The following is an 18637-nucleotide window of genomic DNA, read 5'->3' as shown; positions in this document are numbered from 1 at the left end:
CGCCGCGGGCGCCGCGACAATCGCGCCCATGTCCACCGCCGTTTCGCCCTGCCAGTCCTGCGGCGCCTGCTGCGCCAACTTCCGCGTCGACTTCTCGGTCTACGAACTGCAGCGCGAAGGCGGCAGCGTGCCCGACGGGCTGGCGGTGGATGTCAACGGCAGCACCGCCCGCATGCGGGGCACCGACCACGTGCCGGTCCGCTGCGCCGCGCTGACGGGCAAGCTGGGGCAGCACGTGGGCTGCGGCATCTACGAGTGGCGGCCCTCGCCCTGCCGCGAGTTCGAGGCCGGCAGCGACGCCTGCGGCCGCGCGCGGGCGCGGCACGGCATGGCGCCGCTGGACGCCTGATCAGCCGCGCGCCAGCAGCCGCGCGATCGCCTCGGGCAAGCCCGCGTTCGGCTTGACCGGCGGCGGCGCGAAGCTGCCGCGCGTGGCCTTGCCCGGCGCCAGGGCCACCAGCGATTCGGCATGCCGCACGGCGCTGGAGACGCCATCGACCACCGGCACCGGCAACTGCCCGTGCAGGCTGCGCGCCAGCCCCGCCAGCGGCGCGCCGGCCAGCACGATCACGTCGGCACCGTCCTCGGCCACGGCGCGTTCGCACAGCGCCTTCAGCGCCGTGCCGTGGTCGGTCTGCACGCTGCCGATGCCGGCCAGCGGCTGGTCCAGCGCGCGGATGCTGGCCAGCCGGCCGATGAGGCCGTTGGCGTCGACCACCTCGCGGTACCAGGCGCTGATGCGCTGGGAGATCGCGACGATGGAAAAGCGCTGCCCCAGCAGGCAGGCGCTGGCCAGCGCCGATTCCGTGAGGCCCAGCACCGGCATGGGTAGCACCTCGCGCAGGCCCGCCAGGCCCGGGTCGCCGAAGGCCGCCACGATCACGGCGTCGTGCCCCGGCGCGTGCTCGGCCGCCACCTGCGCCGTGGCGTAGGCGCCGATCAGCGCCTCGAAGCGCGTCTCGATGTAGGCCACGCCGAAGGGTGCGGTCTGCATGGTCAGCGCGGTGGTGGCGGACGCGCTGCGGCGCGCCTCGGCCTCGATCAGCGCGGTGACGCTGGTGGAGATGTTGGGGTTGATGACGAGCAGCTTCATGGCGTCAATCCGCGCGGCGTTGGGGCAGCAACGAGGGCTTGCCGCATGCGAGCAACTGGCCCTCGCCGGGGCGCGCATGGAACTGGCCGTCCCACACCACCTCGCCGCGGCTGAGCGTGATGCCGGGCCAGGCCTTCAGGCGCATGCCCTCGTAGGGCGTGTAGTCCACTTCGTGGTGCAGCTGTTCGTTGCGCAGCACGAATTCGCGTTCGTCCCAAATGACGAGGTCGGCATCCGCGCCGATGGCGATCGTGCCCTTGCGCGGGTGCAGGCCGTAGGCCTTGGCCGGGCCGGTGGCGGTCAACTCGACGAAGCGGTGCGGCGTCATGCGGCCGGCCAGCACGCCTTCGGACCACAGCAGCGCCATGCGCGTCTCCAGGCCCGGGATGCCGTTGGGAATGTGGCGGAACGACACCTCCTCGCCGTTCGGCTTCTTGCCCTCGGGCGCATCGAACTTGAACGGCGCGTGGTCGGACGAGAACACCGTGAACAGCCCGTCGTTGAGCCCGTCCCAGATCACCTGCTGGTTGGCGCGGTCGCGCGGCGGCGGGCTGCAGACGCACTTGGCGCCCTTGTAGCTGTCGTCGATGCCGAGGTCTTCCGCCGTCAGGAACAGGTACTGCGGGCAGGTCTCGGCAAAGATGTTCAGCCCGTGCGCGCGCGCCCAGCGGATCTGCTCCACCGCCTCGCGGCCCGACACGTGCACGATGAGGATGGGCACGTCCACCAGCTCGGCCAGCGCGATGGCGCGGTGCGTGGCCTCGCGCTCCACCAGCATGGGCCGCGCATGCGCGTGAAAGCGCGGCGCCGTGCGGCCGGCGGCCTCCAGCCGGCGCGTGAGCCACTCGATGCAGTCGGCGTTCTCGGCATGCACCATGGCCAGTGCGCCGTGCTGACGGGCCACGTCCAGCACGTCCAGGATCTGGCCGTCGTCCAGCTTCATGTCGTCGTAGGTCATGTAGATCTTGAACGAGGTGAAGCCCTCCCGGATCAGCGCCGGCAGCTCCTCCTGCAGCACCGTGGGCGTGGGGTCGCTCACGATCAGGTGGAAGGCGTAGTCGATGTGCGCCTTGCCCGCCGCGCGCGCGCGGTAGTCCTCCACCGCGGCGCGCAGCGACTGGCCCTTCTGCTGCGCGGCGAACGGGATCACCGTGGTGGTGCCACCGCAGGCGGCCGAGCGCGTGCCGGTGTCGAAGTCGTCGGCGGTGCGCGTGGGCGGCGGCATCGGCTGGTCCAGGTGGCAGTGCGCGTCGACGCCGCCGGGCGTCACCGTGCGCCCTGCCGCGTCGATCTCCCGCTTGCCGGCCGCCAGGTCCAGGCCCAGCTGGGCGATGCGGCCGGCGCGGATGCCGATGTCGCAGTCGAAGCTGTCGGAGGCGGTCACGGCCCGCGCGTTGCGGATCACAAGGTCGAAGTCGGACATGGGTTCGTGTTGCGTTGGGAATGAGGGGGCATCAGGCGGCCATCCAGCCGCCATCCACCATGAGCTGGGCGCCGGTGGTGAAGGTCGAATCGCGACTGGCCAGGAACAGCACGGCGCGCGCCACGTCGTCCGGCTGGCCCAGGCGCGGCCAGGGCGTGCGGCGCGTGGCGCGGTCCATCACGGCCGGATCCAGCGCGCGGCCACCCTGGCCGGTCTGGATCTTGCCGGGCGCCACCGCATTGCAGACGATCTGCCGGGCCGCGTAGTCGGTCGCCACCTGGCGCGTGAGGTAGGCGATGCCGGCCTTGCTCACGCCGTAGGCCAGGTCCTCGGGCGCGGCGATCATGCCGTGCTGCGAGGCCAGGTTGACAATGCGGCCGCGCACCCCGTCCATCGGCGCCTGCCGCAGCATCTGGCGCACGGCGGCGCGGCAGCAGCGGTAGACGCCCGAGAGGTTCACGTCCAGCACGCGCTGCCAGTCGGCCTCTTCCAGGTCGAGCAGCGGCCGCGCGTGGCGGATGCAGGCGTTGTTGACCAGCACGTCGAGCCGGCCGTAGCGCGCCACGGTCTGCGCCACCAGCGCGTCGACTTGGGCCGTGCTGGCCACGTCGGTTTCGATGAACGCGGCGCGGCCGCCGGTGGCCTGGATGGCGGCCACGGTCGGCGCGCCGCCCTCGATGACCTCGGTCGTGATGTCGGCGACCACCACCGCGGCGCCGTGGGCGGCCAGCAGGCGTGCGATGGCGCGGCCGATGCCGGAGGCCGCTCCGGTGACGATGCAGACCTGGCCGGCCATGCGGGCGGCCGCTGTGGGTTGGAGGGCGTAGGCGTCAGGCATGGGCTGGCAGGGGTGTGGCGGCGCTGTGCGCGCGCCGCCAGGCGAAGAAGTCCTCGGCCGCGGCGTGCAGGTCGTAACGCGGCACGAAGCCGGTGTCGGCGCGCAGGCGGGTGATGTCCATGGGCGCGCGGTCGTAGGGTGCGTAGTAGTCGATGTTGGAGTCGGCCGCAGCAGAGATCCGCCACGACCAGCCCGGGTGCTGCGTGGCCACGACCTCGCACCACTCGGCCATGGTGCCCATGAATCCTGCTGCCACGTTGTAGACGGCGTGCGGCAGGCGTGGCGTGTCCAGCAGCGCCTGCAGGCCCGCTGCGGCGTCGCGCACGTAGAGCCAGTCGCGGTGGCTGTCACGCGGCAGCCGCACGGCCTCGCCGCGTTCGGCCCGCAGCAGCACCTGCAGCGGCGCGCTGAGCGTGTCGCGCACGCCGGTGTCGGCCTCCCAGGGGCCGAAGCAGGTGCCGAGCCGGCCGACCACCAGGTCCAGCCCGTGCAGCGCGGCCAGGCGCAGCGCCGCGGCCTCGGCGGCCTGCTTGGAGATGCCGTACAGCCCCTCGGGCTGCAGCGGCGTGCGGTCTTCCTGCAGCGCGGCGGCGCCCTTGCCGCTGGCGCCATAGACCGAGCCCGAACTCGCGTGCAGCACGCGCTGCACGCCGCAGGCGGCCGCGGCAGACAGCGCCGCCACCACGCCGCCCAGGTTGACCTCGAAGATGGAGGCCGGTGCGGCACGCTCGCGCCGCACATCGGCCGTGATGGCGGCCAGCGTCACCAGGCGCTGCGGCCGGTGCGTGCGCATGGCTGCCTCCAGCGCCGCGCCGTTGCGCACGTCGCCCTGCACCATGGCCAGCCGGCCGGGCAGGGCGGCGAAGGCGCGCGCCGCGGCAGCCGGCAGCGGCGCCTGGTCGAAGCCGACGACGGTCTCGCCCTGCTGCAGCAGGCGTTCCGCCAGCGCCAGGCCGACGAAGCCGCAGGCCCCGGTGATGAAGGTGGCCATCAGGCCGCCACCGCCGCCGGCTCGGGCCGCAGCAGCGAGAGGATGCGCCGCTTCATGTCGTTGAACTGCGGGCTGGTCGAGTCGCGCGGGCGCGGCAGGTCGATGGTCAGCGTCTCGCGGATGCGGCCCGGCCGCGCCGACATCACCGCCACGTGCGTGCCCAGCGCCAGCGATTCGTCGATGCCGTGCGTCACGAACACGATGGTGCTCTGGCTGTCGCGCCAGATGCGGACCAGCTCGGCGTGCATCTCCATCTTGGTCTGCTCGTCGAGCGCGCCGAAGGGCTCGTCCATGAGGATCACCTCGGGGTTCATGAGCAGCGCCCGCGCGATGCCCACGCGCTGGTTCATGCCGCCCGACAGCTCGCTCGGAAAGTGGTTCTCGAAGCCCTTCAGGTTCACCATCTCGATGAAGTGCTGCGCCTTCTTGCGGCGGATCTCCGTGCCCACGCCCTGCATGGTCAGGTGGAAGGCCACGTTCTCCCAGACCGTCAGCCAGGGCATCAGCGTGGGCTGCTGGAAGACCACCCCGCGGTCGGCGCCTGGTGCCGTCACCGCATGGCCACCCACCCGCACCGTGCCGCTGGAGGGCATGTCGAAGCCCGCGATCAGGTTCAGCAGCGTGGACTTGCCGCAGCCGCTGGGCCCCAGCAGGCACAGGAACTCGTTGCGCGCCACGTGCACGTTGACATCGTCCAGCGCCTTCACGGCGCTGCCGCGCTTGGGGTCGTCGAACAAGCGCGTGACGTGGTCGATCTCGATCAGGCTCATCTCATGCCTCCTTGGCTTGCAGGGTGGAGCCGCGCTGCCACCGCAGCACGCGGCCGGCCAGCAGCTTGATCGCCAGGTCGCTCAAGAAACCCAGCAGGCCGATGCTGACCATGGCCGCGATGACGATGTCGTAGCGCAGGAAGTAATACGAATCCCAGAGCACGTAGCCCACGCCGCTCTTGACGGCCACCATCTCGGCCGTGACGGTCAGCATCCAGGCCGAGCCGATGGCGATGCGCAAGCCCGAGAAGATGCTGGGCAGCGCGGCCGGAAACACGATGTGGCGCAGCAGCTTGCCCGGCGTGCCGCCGGCCATGGCGCCGGCGCGCAGCAGGTTGCGGTCGCAGGTCTTCACGCCGTGGATGGTCGACAGCAGCACCGGGAAGAACGAGCCCAGGAACACCAGGAAGATTGCCGGCTTGTCGGCGATGCCGAACCAGATGATGGCCAGCGGGATCCACGAGACCGGCGGCACCGGCCGCAGGATCTGCAGCACAGGCTCGAACAGCCGCTCCACCGTGCGCGACCAGCCGATGGCCATGCCGATGCCCACGCCCAGGATGGTGGAGATGGCGAAGCCGGCGAACACGCGCGTGGCGCTGGCGGCCACGTCGTGGATCCACTTGCCGGTGTAGGTCTGGGTGTTGCCGTCGGTCGCGAAGACCCAGTCCGCCCAGGCCACCAGCACCTGGGAGGGCGCCGGCAGCAGCGCCGGCGGCAGCACGCCGGAGCGCGAGAACAGCTCCCAGCCGATCAGCAGCGCCACCGGAACCAGGGCACGCTCGACGCGCCGGTACAGCCGCAGCAGGACGGAATCTCGGGTCATGCGCACGCCTCTCAGTAGCCCAGCGCCGTCTTGGGCTGGCCGGTCACGGCTTCCAGGAAGCGGTAGTCCATGTTCTTCTCCACGGCCGTGCTCACGTCGGTGTTGATGTACTTCAGCTCGCGCATCATCTGGGCGATGGCCACGGCCGATGCGCGGTGCATGGCGTAGTCCGGGTACAGGTTGGCGGCGGCGCCGGTGGCGATGGCCTTGTCCAGCCCCGTCACCTTCTGGATGGTGTCGATGAACTGCGCCTTGTCGCTCTCCATGAGCTTGTTGACCTTGATGATGGAGCGCACCGTCTCTTCCACACCCTTGGCGCGGCCGGAGATCACGTCCGAGCGCGTCACGATCAGGTTGGTCAGCTTGCCGGCCGCCTGGTCGTACGGGAAGGTGAAGAACTTGGCGGCCTTCACCTCACGGATCTGGGTGGCGAACGGGTCGACCGAGCAGATCAGCTCGACCTCGCCACGGCGCAGCGCCTGCACGTGGTCCGACGGGTTCGGGATGTTGATGAACTGCACATCCTTGTTGATGTCGATGCCCTGCTTGGCGAACGCGCCGCGCATGTGGATGTCCTGCGCATTGCCGCGCGAGGCCGCCACGCGGAAGGGCTTGCCCTGGGCCTTGTAGTCGGCGATCAGTTTCTTGAGGCCGGCCCAGTCGTTCTCGGCCAGCGGCAGGTCGTTGCCCACCAGGATTTGCGAGCCGCCATTGATCTGGCCGGAGATGGCGACCACGTCGAAGCCCTTGTCCAGCGCGGTGGCGTAGTGCAGGTAGGTGACCTGGGCCACGTCGATGCTCTTGGAGAGCAGGGCGGTCAGCACATCGTTGCCGGTGTTGAAGGCGATGGCTTCGAGCTTGACGTTGCTGGCGTTGGCCGGCGTCAGCGCCAGCGGCGTGCAGTGCGCGCACTTGGCGTAGCCGAGCTTGATGGCGTCCTGGGCCTGGCCTGCCAGCGGCAGGACCGCGGCCGCGGCGAGGGCGAGGCGGGCGAGAAGTTTGAACATGGTGCTCCCTGGAGGTTGGCCGGGCCCGCGAGCGCGGGACCTGGTGCAGTTCAGCAAGGGACATGCCAGTTTGTATCCAATCCTATAAGTGTTTGTCGCCAAACGGATTCACTGGTGCGATGGCCCTGGGCGCCAGCCGTGCGGCACGAAAGTGGCGCCACACCATGCGCCACATTGGATACAAATTGCCCGGCCTTGGTGCGCGCCGGGCCGTCAGAGCCAGTAGCGCTTGCCCTCGGCGGCCCACAGCGCGCGTGCGGCCTCTTCCGCCTCGGCGCAGACGGCGTCCATGTCCACGCGCGTGGGCCGGCCGTTCTCCACCAGGATCTCGCCGTCCACCACCACCATCGACACATCGCGGCCCTGGCCCGTGTGAACCAGGTTGCCCAGCGGGTTCACGTGCGGGCGCAGGTGCGGGCGGTTGGCGTCGAAGACCACGAGGTCGGCCGCCTTGCCCAAGGCCAGGCTGCCGATCTCGTCCGCCATGCCCAAGGCCTTGGCGCCGCCCATCGTGGCCATGTGGAACACGTCGCGCGGCTGCCAGCTGTCGTCCACGCGGCCTTCCTGCACGCGCGCGGTGACCAGCGCCCAGCGCATCAGCTCGACCATGTCGCCGTGCTGCGTGTCGGTGGCCAGCGCCATGTTCACACCCGCGCGCTTGAGCATAGGCGTGGGCGCGAGCCGGCCCGAGGTGGCGTTGCACTTGGGGATGTGCACGGCATGCGCGCCGGCCGCGGCCATGCGGGCGGCGTCCTCGGGCGTCACGTAGATGCAGTGGCCGCCCATCAGGCGTTCGTTCAGCAGGCCGGTGTCGGCCAGCACCTCGGTGGAGCTGCGGCCGCAGCGCGCCAGCACGCGGTCGACCTCCACCTGGCTCTGGCCCAGGTGCGTGCTGACCACCAGGCCGTGCTGCTGCGATGCCGCGGCCACCTCGCGCAGGAAGCCCTCGGAGCAGGTGTCGACCGCGTGCGCGGCCAGGTTCACGCGCACGCGGGGGTGAGCAGCCCAGCGCGCATGCAGGTCCAGCCCGGCCTGCAGCGTGGCGTTGCCAATGTCTGCGCTGTGGTGCCAGTCGCCATGCGCCACGCGCGCGAAATCCACGTCGTGGATGCGCCAGCTGGGCGCCAGGCGCATGCCCAGCTCCACCATGGCCTCGGTCGTCACGTCGGCGTGCACGAAGTTGTCGCCCAGCACGGTGGAGCCGAACAGCAGGGCCTCCAGTGCGCCGAGCCGTGCCAGCGCGCGCGCCTGATCGGGGTTCACCTGCGTGCCCTTCGGAATGCCGGGCGTGTACGAGGGCGCAAAGCCCAGGTCGGCCGCCACGCCGCGCACCATGGTCAGGATGGAATGGGCATGCGTGTTGACGAAGCCCGGCGTGACGAAGTGGCCCGGCAGGCGCAGCACGCGTGTGGCTTCGTAGCGCTCGGGCGGCTGCGCGGCCAGCCAGGTGATGCGGCCGTTGGCGATGCCGATGGCGGCGCCGCGGATCTCGGGCTGGGCAGGGTCGGCTGTCAGCGCGATGGCGTCGAGCAGCAGCAGGTCGAAGGTAGGGGTGTCGGTCAGGTCGGTCATGCGGCCGTTGCAAGCAACGGCCGTGCCGGCTTTGTATCCAATCTGCTGGCGGACTGTCGCCGATAGGTCAGCCGGAGATCAGCCGAGCAGCGCCTCGGCCAGGTCGATCTCCGGCGCGGCCTCGGCGTCGAGGTTCAGCGACTTCTCGATGTGGTGCAGGTGCTCGTCCATGAGCGCGACCGCCGCATCGGCATCGCCAGCCTCGATGGCGTCCAGCAGCTCGGTGTGCTCGTCGTTCGGGCAGGCCGCGCCGGTGGGTGCGTCGAAGGTCAGGATGGCCAGGCAGGTCAACGGGGTCAGTTCGCGCAGCATGCGCGTCATGATCGCGCTGCCCGAGAGCTGGGCCAGCAGCACGTGGAACTCGCCGGACAGCCGCACGGCCGCGCGCCGGTCGCCGCTGGCATGGGCCTGCTGCTCGCGTTTGACCAGCGCGCGCAGCTGCTTGACGGCGGTGTTGGCCTTGCCTGCGGCGATGCGCGCGATGAGCCGGCGCACCACGGCCGGCTCCAGCGTGCGGCGCACCTCCAGCACGTCGTGCGCCTCCTCGGCGCTGGGCGTGGTCACGAAGGCGCCGCGGTTGGGGATCAGCGTCACCAGCTGCTCGACCGCCAGGCGCTGCAGCACGCCGCGCACCTGGGTGCGGCTGACCGCGAACAGTTCGGCCACGCGCTCTTCCGACAGCTTGGTGCCGGGCAGCAGCCGGTGCTCGACCACGGCCTCGTAGATGCGTTCGTAGATGTCGTCCTTGGAGGCGGCCTTGCCGCTGGCCTGGGTGGGGGGCAGCCGCAGCGTGCGCCGGGACGGAGGGGTGGCCATGGTGGACCTGATGACGGTGGTGGTGGGTGGATGGCCGGAGGAAGGCGGGCCGATGGTAGCGGCAGGCGGCGCGTTCAGGCGCCCGGCAGTTCGCTGAACAAGCGCCCCCAGCCCTGCACGCGGCGGGTGTCCACGCCGGCCAGGCGCAGCGACTTCCAGACGGCGGTGGCGATGGTGTCGTAGACGGGCATGCCCAGTTCTGCTTCCAGCGCCGGCACCAAGTGCGCGGCGCGCAGGTTGGTGCAGAAGGTGGTGATGCACTGCGGTCCGGCGGCGGCGAGTTCGCGCGCCATGGCCTCGATCTGCGCGGGCGTGACCTCGGAGAACTCGAAGTTGACCTGCTTGCCCAGGTGGCGCTCGGCCACGCAGTCGAAACCGCTCGCACGGTAGTTGGCCACGATGCGCTGCTGCACGTCGGCCAGGTAGGGCGATGCGAGCGCGAAGCGCGTGTGGCCGGACAGCCGCATCGCCTCGTTCAGCGCCAGCACCGAGGTGCAGGCCGGGATGCCGGTCTCCGCGGTGATGCGTGCGCACAGAGCCTCGTCGGTGTCGAAGCCGAGCCAGCCCGACGAGGTGCCATTCCAGGCGATCACGTCGACGCGCGCATCGGCCAGCAGCCGCGCGGCCTGCAGGATGGGTTCGAGGTCGAACTGCCCCAGCGCCTGCGCGCCGAGCGAGATCTCGGTCACGCGGAAGCGCGCGAAATGCGCCGACACCTCCGGCAACCCCGCCAGCATGGCCGCGGTGAGCGGCTCCAGCGCGGTGTTGGACGAGGGCGTCAGCATGCCCAGCAGCACACGCTTCATCGGCTCACACCTTCACTTCGCGGTTGAAGCGGTCGATGTACTCGCCGCGGCGCGGGTTCAGCTTGGCCCAGTCCACGCCGTTCATCGCCTCGATCTCCGCCACGTTCTTGGCGTAGGCCTGCAGCCCGGGGCTGAACTGCGCCTTGCTGCTGACCGGCGCGACGAAGTAGGGCGCGGCCGCCATCTGCGTCTGCACTTCGGGGCTGAGCGCGGCGTTGATGTAGGCGGCGGCGAGGTCGGGGTTCTTGGTGTTCTTGACGATGTGCATCACGCTCTTGATGTGGATCCAGCCCGTCTCCGGGCGGGCCAGCGCCACCGGCACGCCCTTGCCCTGCAGGTCGCCCACGTTGTTGTTGTAGTGCACCGAGATGTCGATCTGACCCTGCTGGAACAGCGTGGCGAGCGAACCCGGGTTGCTGGCCACCGCGCTCACGTTGGGCAGCAGCTTCTTGACGAACTGGAACGCGGGTTCGAGGTTTTCCTCGCTGCCGCCGTTCAGGCGCGCGATCTCCACCATCCAGGCCGACATCAGCGTCGAGCCCATGCCCGCCAGGCCCACGCGGCCCTTGTACTCGGGCTTGAGCAGGTCGTTCCAGTTCTTCGGCGGGTTCTTGATCTTCTCGGTGTTGTAGGCGATGCCGATGATCTGGCCCGACACGAACACGCCGAGCCCGCGCGGGTCGACCAGCTTGGGCGGCACGTCCTTGAGGTTGGGCATCTTGTCGACGGGGATCTTCTCGAAGATGTCCTGCGAGAGTGCGGCCAGGTAGGGGCCTTCGTCGAGGATCACCACGTCGTAGGGCGGGTTGGCCTTGGAGGCGACGATCTTGGACACCGTGTCCACCGCCAGCGAGGAGACCAGGCTGGTCGATGCGCCCGTGGCCTTGGCGAACGCCGGCAGCAGGATGCTGCGGTGCGCCGATTCCCAGGCGCCCGGGTAGGTGGTGGCCGAGATGGTCTTGGACTGCGCGTGCGCCAGGCTGGCGTGCAGCGGCAGTTGGGCGGCACCGAAACCGGCGGCGGCCTGCAGCAGCGTGCGGCGGGACAGGGACATGGGTGGACTCCTAGGTTGCGAGGGCTGCCCGATGGCGGGACTGCGGCTCTCTGCGCAAGCTTTGTGCCATGGCCTGTATCCAGTGGCGCCGCAGGGCGCCTCTCCCAAGCCGGTGCGGCAACTGCGCCAATGTGGCGCATCACGCACCAAATTGTGCTCAATGAAAAACCAGATTGTGTCCAATGTGGAGGACGTTTGTAGCCATGCGGGGCAGCGATCCGTGGCACGGTTCTTGAGTTGCACCGTCATCGCGGCGCCTTCCGGTGCCGCCCCACCACCAGGCCACCGCATGCAAGCTTCCGAACGAACCGCCGGGGTCGGCATCGTCCTCGACCAGATCCACCACCGCTATGCCGGCTCCACGGCGGTGGAGTCCGTGTCGCTGGACATCCCGGCGGGCGAACTCGTCGCACTGCTGGGCCCCAGCGGCTGCGGCAAGACGACGCTGCTGCGCATCGTCGCCGGCCTGCTGCGCCAGAGCGGCGGCCATGTGCGCATCGGCGGCGAGGTCGTCGACGCGCTGCCGACCAACGAGCGCGGTGCCGGCATCGTGTTCCAGAACTACGCGCTGTTCCCGCACATGACGGTGGCCGACAACGTGGCCTACGGCCTGCGCGCGCGTGGCGTGGCGGCCCAGCAGGCGCGCGCCACCGCCGCGCAGATGCTGGCCATGGTGCGCATGGCCGACTACGGCAAGCGCTACCCGCGCGAGCTGTCGGGCGGCCAGCAGCAGCGCGTGGCGCTGGCGCGCACGCTGGCCGTGCGCCCGCGCGTGCTGTTGCTCGACGAGCCCTTCGCCGCGCTCGACAAGAACCTGCGGCTGGACATGCAGATCGAGATCCGGCGCATCCAGCGCGAGCTGGGCATCACCACCATCCTGGTCACGCACGACCAGGACGAGGCGATGTCCATGGCCGACCGCATCGCCGTCATGCATGCGGGCGTCGTGGAGCAGTTCGACACGCCCGAGGCCATCTACGACCGGCCGGCCACGCTGTTCGTTGCCACCTTCATCGGTACGGCCAACCTGCTGCCGGGCCAGCTGCGCAGCGCCGAAGGCGGCTACGCGGTGGACTGCGCCGCCGGCGGCGCGATCGCGCTGGAGCGCGCCGCCCCCTGTTCGCGCGTGGGCAGCGTGGTCGTCGCGGCGCGGCCCGAGAACCTGGTGCTGGCCGCCTCCAGCGTGGGGGCGCTGCCGGCCCGGGTGGAGATGGTGCTGCCGCTGGGGCCGTCGCTGGTCTACGAGCTCGCACTGGCCACGGGCGGCACGATCAAGGTGACGCAGCCGCGCAGCGCAGGCCAGCTGCGCTACGAGGCGGGCGAGCAGGTGGGTGTGCGGCTGCGTCCCGGCGCGCCGGCGGGCGTGTTCGCAGGCTGACGGCATGGCAACCGCACCCCGCTTCGCGCCGCCGCTGGGCCTGGCGCTGCCGCTCGGCATCTTCTTCCTGTTTTTCGTCTTCGCGCCGATGCTGCTGCTGGGCTGGATCAGCCTGCACGACGACCCCGGCATGGCGCAGATGGGCATCGGCCAGTACGCCAAGTTCCTGGGCGACGGCTTCAACCTGGGCGTGCTGGGCAGCACGCTGTGGCTGGGCCTCAAGGTCACGGCGCTGAGCCTGCTGATCGGCTTCCCGCTGGCCTACCTCTACACCCAGGCGCCGGCGCGCTGGCAAGGCATGCTCATGCTGCTGATCGTGCTGCCGTTGCTCACGAGTTCGGTAGTGCGCACCTTCGCCTGGGTCGTGATCCTGGGCCGCCAGGGCATCGTGAACACGGTGCTGCTGGACTGGGGCCTGATCGCCGAGCCGCTCAAGCTGCTCTACACCCCGGGCGGCGTGACGGTGGCGCTGGCGCAGATCGAGCTGCCGCTGATGGTGCTGCCGCTGATCACCTCGCTCATGAACACCGACGCCAACCTGCGCCAGGCCTCGCTGGCGCTGGGTGCCGGCCACTGGCGCACCTTCTGGCAGGTCACGCTGCCGCTCACCATGCCGGGCCTCTTGGCCGGCGCGCTGCTGGTGTTCGCCTCCAGCATCAGCGCCTTCGTCACGCAGACGCTGGTGGGTGGCGGGCAGCAGATGTTCATGCCCTATTACATGTACCAGCAGGCCATCCAGGCCAACAACTATCCGTTCGCCGCCGCGATCGCGATGCTGCTGCTGGCCAGCGTGCTGGCCGTGGTCGTCGCCATCAACGCGCTGGGCCGCCGCAGCCGGGGATTCGTCCATGCCTGATGCCTTCGTTTCCGGCGCCCCCGTGCGCCCCGCCACCGCGCCGCGCGCGGCCGAGTCGCTGGCTGGCGCCTTCGAGCGGCGCTCGTTCTGGGCCGTGTTCGGCCTGCTGGGCCTCTGCGCCGGCGTGCTGCTGCTGGCGCCGACCGTGGTGGTGCTCATCACCTCGTTCACGAGCGGCTTCTCGCTCAAGTTCCCGCCGCCGGGCTACTCGGTGCGCTGGTACCAGGCGCTGTGGGATTCGCCCGAACTCATCGATGCCGGCGTGCTCTCGCTCAAGCTGGCGGCCGTGGGCACCGGCATCTCGGTGGTGTTGGCCGTGGCCGCCGCGCTGGCGCTGGCGCGCCGGCGCGAGGGCTGGGCGCGCGCGGCCGAGGCGGTGCTGCTGTCGCCGCTGATGCTGCCGGCGCTGGCCATCGGCCTGTCGCTGCTGATGCTGTTCAACATCGCGGGCACGGGGTTGTCGTTCGCCACGCTGGTGCTGGGCCACGTGGCCATCACCACGCCCTACATCCTGCGGACCACCTCGGCCAGCCTGCTGCAGATGGACGGCGTGCTGCTGGAAAGCGCCCACTCGCTCGGTGCCTCGCCGCTCTACGTGTTCCGCACCGTCACGCTGCCGCTGATCGCGCGCGGCGTGCTGGCCGGTGCCTTCATCGGCTTCATGTACTCGTTCGACAACGTGGCCGTGTCGCTGTTCCTGTCGGACGCGCGCAGCGAGGTGCTGCCGATCCGCATGTGGCACATCATCGAGTCGAACCTGGATGTGCGGGCCGCGGCGGTTTCCGGTGTGCTGATCGCCGCCACGCTGGTGCTGATGGTCGTCATGGAGCGCGTGGCCGGCATCACGCGCCACATGCGCTGATGCGCGGCCAGGCTTCAGGCAGGGCGCACGCGGTCGCCGCCCCAGCGCAGCCGCAGCGCGAGGTAGTCGGCCTCCAGCACGCCGTCCCGCAGCGCCATGGCGTGTCCGGTCAGCGCGCAGAAGCGCTCGATGCTGTAGTCGCCCAGGTCGCTGCGGCGCAGCGTGGCGTGGCGCAGGGCCAGCACCAGCGTGCCCACGCCGGCCAGCTTGAGCGCGCCCGCGCACATCGGGCAGGGCTCCATCGTGCAGTACAGCGTGGCGCCCTGCGCCGCGGCCGGGCCGTGCGCGGCGAAGGCCTGGCGCAGCGCGTCGGGCTCGGCATGCAGCGTGGGGTCGCCCTGGCTCACCTGCCGGTTCTGGCCGCGGCCCAGCAGTTCACCGTCCTTCACCAGCACCGCGCCGGTCGGCCAGTCGCCGCGGGCGTAGGCGTCCTCGGCTTCGTCCAGCGCCAGGCGCATCCAGTGCGCGTCGGTCATCCAACATCCTTTCAAAAATCCGGAGCCAAGGCATGAGCAAGAAACGCACCCTTTTGCGCAACGCGCGCGTGTTGCTGGGGGACGCACTCGCGCCGTCGGCGCAGCCGCAGGACGTGCTGGTCGAGGGCGACCGCATCGTGGCCATCGCAGCGGCCGGCACGCTGGGGCAGGCCGACACGGTGGTCGACCTCGCGGACCGCCTGCTGGTGCCAGGCCTCGTGAACGGCCACCAGCATTCGCACGAGCACTACCAGCGCGGACGCACCGAGAACCTGCCGCTGGAGCTGTGGATGCATCTGGTGCGCACGCGCATCCCGGTGCCGCTCACGCCGCGCCAGGTCTACCTGCGGACCATGATCGGGGCCATCGAATCGCTGCGCACCGGCTGCACCACGCTGGTCGACGACATGGCGCTGGGTGGCGCGATCGACCGCGAGCGCATCGAGGCGTCGTTGCAGGCGTACGAAGACATCGGCATCCGCTCGTTGACCGGCTTCGCCATGATGGACAAGCCCATCGTCGACAACTTCCCCTTCGTCGCGGAGCACTTTCCTGCCGACCTGGCGGCCGACCTGCGTGCGTCGCCACCGCCCGCCGGTAGCGACCAACTGAGCCTCGTGCGCGAACTGGCACGGACGCGCCACCCGCAGCAGAACCGGGTGGGCGTGCTGGTCTCGGCCTCGGCGCCGCAGCGCTGCAACGAATCCTTCCTGCTGGCCGTGCGCGCATTGGCCGACGAACTGGCGCTGCCGTTGATCACCCATGTGCAGGAAACCCGCATGCAGGTCGTGACGGGCCAGATCCTGTATGGCAGCCCCATCGTCGAGTACCTGGACCGCATCGGCTTCCTGAAGCCGGCGACCAGCCTGATCCATGCGGTCTGGCTCAACCCGCGCGAGATCGATGCGCTGGCTCGCAGCGGTGCCACGGCCCAGCACAACCCGTGGAGCAACCTGACGCTGGGCTCGGGCGTACAGCCCGTGCGCGAGCTGCTGGACGCCGGCGTGAACGTGAGCCTGGGCTCCGACGGCTCCTGCTCCACCGTCACCGTGAACATGCTGAACGTGCTGGGCAGCGCTGCGGCAGTCTCCAAGTTGCGCGGCGACGAGCCGGGCCGCTGGCTGTCGGCGCTCGAGGCGCTGTCGGCGGGAACGCTGGCCGGTGGTCGGGCGCTGGGCTTCGGCGATGCGCTGGGCAGCGTGCGCGTCGGCGCGATCGCCGACCTCGTGGCCTACCGCACCGACACCGTGACCTTCACGCCCTACAACGACCCGGTGCGCCAGCTGGTCTATGCCGAGCGCGGCGCCGGCCTCGATTTCTCGATGGTGGCCGGCGAGGTGGTGCTGAGCGCCGGCGTGTTGAAGCGCATCGACGAGCGCGCGCTGCTGCGCGAGACCGAGGCCGAGTTCCGCCAGCTGGCCGAACGCTTCGCCGAAGCCGAGGCCTCGGTGGAGCCCATCCTGCGGGCCGTCGAAGGAATCTACCGCCAGGCATTGGCCACGCCGGTACCGGCCGACACCTACGCCGCACGCCTGCCGCTGCACTGAGCGCCCTCGGTTTTCCCGTTCCTTCCATCCACATCCGTTCCCTTGGAGCTTTGCCCATGACGTTCATCTCCCGCCGCCATCTGCTCGCCGCCAGCGCGGCCACCGCCTTGCCCCTGCTGTCCCGCGCGGCGCACGCCGCCGGCGGCACGACCTTGGCCCAGATCAAGTCTTCCGGCGAGCTGCGCATCGGCTGCGAGGCCGCGTACGTGCCCTTCACGTACCGCCAGGGCGCCACGATCGTCGGGTACGACGTCGAGCTTGCCGATCTGCTGTGCAAGCCGCTGGGCGTCAAGCCGGTGTTTGTCGACACCGCCTGGGCCGGCGTCATCCCCTCGCTCTACACGAAGAAGTTCGACGTGGTCATGAGTTCCATGAGCTACACCAAGGAGCGTCTGGAACGCGTGAGCTTCACGGTGCCGTATGCCGAGGCATCGCAGGCGCTGCTGGTGCGGGCCGCCGACGCGGACAGGATCAAGGCCGCCAACGACCTGAACGGCCGCACCCTGGCGGTCAAGCTGGGCTCCCCGGGCCAGATCCTGCAGGACAAGATGAACGCATCGCTCAAGAGCGCGGGCGGCGCGGGCTTCAAGGAATTGCGGACCTTCGACGACCATCCGTCCGCCTACGTGGCGCTGGCCCAGGGCCGTGTCGACGGCGTGCTGAACACGCTGGCCACCCTGGCCATGGTGCTCAAGGACGCGCCGGGCAAGTACGCCATCGTCAAGGGGATGGGCGGCGACAACTGGGCTGGCATCGCAGCGCGCAAGGAAGACACCGAAATCGTCGAGTACCTCAACACGCAACTGCAGGCGCTGAAAGCCAGTGGCGCGATCTACCAGCTGCAGGAGAAATGGTTCGGCTTCCGCATGAACCTGGCCGACAGCATCCCGTCCTTCAGCTGAGATGGCGTTCGACTGGACTCTGGTCGAGAACTCGGTGCCCCTGCTGGGGGCTGGCCTGGTGACGACCCTGAAGATCTCGTCGCTGGCCATGCTGCTGGGCCTGGTGCTGGGCAGCGTGCTGGGACTGGCCTCGATGTCGCGCTCGCGCACGCTACGCTGGTGCGTGCGGGCCTATGTGGACTTCATCCGCGGAACGCCGCTGTTGATCCAGATCTTCCTCGTCTACTTCGCGCTGCCCGAGATCGGCATCAACCTGCCTGAGTTCTGGGCCGGCGTGATTGCGCTGGCACTGAATGCGGCGGGCTTCCTGGCAGAGATCTTCCGCGGGGGGCTGAACTCGGTCGAGAAGGGCCAGGCCGAGGCCGCACGCTCCATTGGCATGCGGCATCACCAGATCCTCTGGCACGTGCTGCTGCCGCAGTCGCTGCGCGCCGTGGTTCCGCCTGCGACCAACGAGATGATCTCGCTGGTCAAGGGGTCGGCGCTGCTGTCCGTGATCTCCGTCTACGAGCTCACGCGCGCGGGCCAGGCCATCATCGCAGTGCACTTCGCACCCTTCGAACTGTTTTTGCTGATCGCGCTGTACTACTACCTCACGGTGTCGGCGCTGGCCTGGCTCTCACGATGGCTGGAAAAGAGGCTGCCCGCATGGTGAAACCCGTATTGCAAGCGACCGACGTGTGCAAGAGCTTCGGCGGCCGGCAGGTGCTGCACGATGCGGCGCTGACCGTGGCGGAGGGCGAAACCGTCGTGTTGATCGGTCCGTCCGGCTCCGGCAAGACCACATTCCTACGCTGCCTGAACTGGCTGGAGACGCCGGACTCCGGCCGCATCCGCCTGCGTGGCGACCTGATCGGCCGCGACGTCGATGGCCGCGAGCACAGCGAGGCCGCACTGTCGCGCCAGCGCAGCCGCATCGGCTTCGTGTTCCAGCGCTTCAACCTGTTCGCCCACCAGTCGGCACTGGACAACGTGGCCATGGGCCCGCGCCGGGTGCTGGGTATCCAGGCCGAGGAGGCGCGCGAGCGTGCCCGCGCCGAACTGGCACGCGTGCACATGTCCCAGCACATCGACAAGCGGCCGTCTCAGCTCTCTGGTGGCCAGCAGCAGCGGGTAGCGATCGCGCGCGCGCTGGCGATGCGGCCCGAGCTGATCCTGTTCGACGAGCCGACGTCCGCGCTCGACCCCGAGCTCGTCACCGAGGTCGTGGATGTGATGCGCGAGCTGGCCGTTGGCGGCATGACCATGGTGGTGGTGACGCACGAGATGCGCTTTGCGCGCCAGACTGCCGACCGTGTGATCTTCATGGACGGTGGCCTGGTCATCGAGCAGGGCCCGCCCGAGCAGATCTTCGACGCGCCGCAGGCCGAGCGCACCCAACGCTTTTTGGGACACCTGCATGCCTGACACCGCAACCGAA

The 18637-nt window shown here is 70.0% G+C and carries 20 protein-coding genes; 8 read left to right on the top strand and 12 right to left on the bottom strand.

The annotated features are described in order from the left end of the window. Positions 1-28 precede the first annotated feature (28 nt). Entirely contained in the window at positions 29-349 is a 321-nt protein-coding gene (locus DES41_RS04860; RefSeq protein ID WP_114466417.1) for a YkgJ family cysteine cluster protein, read from the top strand. Here the strand turns inward: DES41_RS04860 and DES41_RS04855 are convergent, their stop codons facing one another. The 11 genes from DES41_RS04855 to DES41_RS04805 form a co-directional block, all read right to left on the bottom strand. Beyond that, a complete protein-coding gene (locus DES41_RS04855; RefSeq protein WP_114466415.1) occupies positions 350-1093 on the bottom strand; it encodes an aspartate/glutamate racemase family protein in 744 nt (247 codons plus the stop codon). Positions 1094-1097: 4 nt separating this feature from the next. Continuing rightward, positions 1098-2516: a dihydropyrimidinase gene (hydA, locus tag DES41_RS04850; protein ID WP_114466414.1), complete on the bottom strand. Its 1419-nt coding sequence runs from the start codon at positions 2514-2516 to the stop codon at positions 1098-1100. A 31-nt stretch (positions 2517-2547) separates the two neighbouring features. After that, positions 2548-3354: an SDR family NAD(P)-dependent oxidoreductase gene (locus tag DES41_RS04845; protein WP_245965567.1), complete on the bottom strand. Its 807-nt coding sequence runs from the start codon at positions 3352-3354 to the stop codon at positions 2548-2550. After that, the gene (locus DES41_RS04840) at positions 3347-4345 is read right to left on the bottom strand and encodes an NAD-dependent epimerase/dehydratase family protein (protein ID WP_114466410.1); all 999 of its coding nucleotides are present in this window, start codon (positions 4343-4345) and stop codon (positions 3347-3349) included. The genes DES41_RS04845 and DES41_RS04840 overlap by 8 nt, the downstream gene beginning before the upstream one ends. Then, entirely contained in the window at positions 4345-5115 is a 771-nt protein-coding gene (locus DES41_RS04835) for an ABC transporter ATP-binding protein (RefSeq protein WP_114466408.1), read from the bottom strand. Before DES41_RS04835 ends, DES41_RS04840 begins: the two co-directional genes overlap by 1 nt. A gap of 1 nt (position 5116) precedes the next feature. Further along, positions 5117-5941 carry an ABC transporter permease gene (locus DES41_RS04830; protein WP_114466406.1) on the bottom strand — a complete coding sequence of 275 codons (825 nt, stop codon included), beginning with the start codon at positions 5939-5941 and terminating at the stop codon, positions 5117-5119. 11 nt (positions 5942-5952) lie between these two features. Further along, a complete protein-coding gene (locus DES41_RS04825) occupies positions 5953-6948 on the bottom strand; it encodes an ABC transporter substrate-binding protein (RefSeq protein WP_114466404.1) in 996 nt (331 codons plus the stop codon). 213 nt (positions 6949-7161) lie between these two features. Next, positions 7162-8520 carry an amidohydrolase family protein gene (locus DES41_RS04820; protein ID WP_114466402.1) on the bottom strand — a complete coding sequence of 453 codons (1359 nt, stop codon included), beginning with the start codon at positions 8518-8520 and terminating at the stop codon, positions 7162-7164. Positions 8521-8598: 78 nt separating this feature from the next. Beyond that, positions 8599-9336, bottom strand: a complete 738-nt coding sequence (locus tag DES41_RS04815; RefSeq protein ID WP_114466401.1) for a GntR family transcriptional regulator — start codon at positions 9334-9336, stop codon at positions 8599-8601. Between the two features lie 74 nt (positions 9337-9410). Next, a complete protein-coding gene (locus tag DES41_RS04810; RefSeq protein ID WP_114466399.1) occupies positions 9411-10142 on the bottom strand; it encodes a maleate cis-trans isomerase family protein in 732 nt (243 codons plus the stop codon). A 4-nt stretch (positions 10143-10146) separates the two neighbouring features. Continuing rightward, positions 10147-11196 carry an ABC transporter substrate-binding protein gene (locus DES41_RS04805; RefSeq protein WP_114466397.1) on the bottom strand — a complete coding sequence of 350 codons (1050 nt, stop codon included), beginning with the start codon at positions 11194-11196 and terminating at the stop codon, positions 10147-10149. 289 nt (positions 11197-11485) lie between these two features. On the opposite strand from DES41_RS04805, the gene DES41_RS04800 reads away from it, so the two are divergent. Genes DES41_RS04800 through DES41_RS04790 form a run of 3 tightly spaced genes read left to right on the top strand, consistent with a single transcriptional unit; the run spans position 11486 to position 14292 of the window. Then, positions 11486-12574: an ABC transporter ATP-binding protein gene (locus DES41_RS04800; protein ID WP_114466395.1), complete on the top strand. Its 1089-nt coding sequence runs from the start codon at positions 11486-11488 to the stop codon at positions 12572-12574. A gap of 4 nt (positions 12575-12578) precedes the next feature. Then, positions 12579-13430: an ABC transporter permease gene (locus DES41_RS04795; RefSeq protein WP_114466394.1), complete on the top strand. Its 852-nt coding sequence runs from the start codon at positions 12579-12581 to the stop codon at positions 13428-13430. Then, positions 13423-14292 carry an ABC transporter permease gene (locus DES41_RS04790; RefSeq protein WP_114466392.1) on the top strand — a complete coding sequence of 290 codons (870 nt, stop codon included), beginning with the start codon at positions 13423-13425 and terminating at the stop codon, positions 14290-14292. The genes DES41_RS04795 and DES41_RS04790 overlap by 8 nt, the downstream gene beginning before the upstream one ends. A 14-nt stretch (positions 14293-14306) precedes the next feature. Here the strand turns inward: DES41_RS04790 and DES41_RS04785 are convergent, their stop codons facing one another. Continuing rightward, a complete protein-coding gene (locus DES41_RS04785) occupies positions 14307-14768 on the bottom strand; it encodes a nucleoside deaminase (RefSeq protein ID WP_114466390.1) in 462 nt (153 codons plus the stop codon). Positions 14769-14800: 32 nt separating this feature from the next. Here DES41_RS04785 and DES41_RS04780 point away from each other — a divergent pair, with 32 nt between their 5' ends. From DES41_RS04780 to DES41_RS04765, 4 genes are read left to right on the top strand one after another with little or no spacing between them, the layout of a single operon-like run. Continuing rightward, on the top strand, positions 14801-16315 hold the full coding sequence (locus DES41_RS04780) for an amidohydrolase family protein (RefSeq protein ID WP_114466388.1): 1515 nt from the start codon (positions 14801-14803) through the stop codon (positions 16313-16315). Positions 16316-16371: 56 nt separating this feature from the next. After that, entirely contained in the window at positions 16372-17217 is an 846-nt protein-coding gene (locus tag DES41_RS04775) for a transporter substrate-binding domain-containing protein (RefSeq protein ID WP_114466333.1), read from the top strand. A 1-nt stretch (position 17218) separates the two neighbouring features. Next, positions 17219-17872, top strand: a complete 654-nt coding sequence (locus DES41_RS04770) for an amino acid ABC transporter permease (protein ID WP_114466331.1) — start codon at positions 17219-17221, stop codon at positions 17870-17872. Beyond that, a complete protein-coding gene (locus DES41_RS04765) occupies positions 17866-18624 on the top strand; it encodes an amino acid ABC transporter ATP-binding protein (protein ID WP_114466329.1) in 759 nt (252 codons plus the stop codon). The genes DES41_RS04770 and DES41_RS04765 overlap by 7 nt, the downstream gene beginning before the upstream one ends. Positions 18625-18637: the final 13 nt, after the last annotated feature.

Origin of the sequence: Pseudorhodoferax soli (assembly GCF_003337555.1) — a bacterium.
GTDB lineage: Bacteria > Pseudomonadota > Gammaproteobacteria > Burkholderiales > Burkholderiaceae_C > Pseudorhodoferax > Pseudorhodoferax soli.
This window is presented reverse-complemented; position numbering and strand designations above follow the sequence as displayed.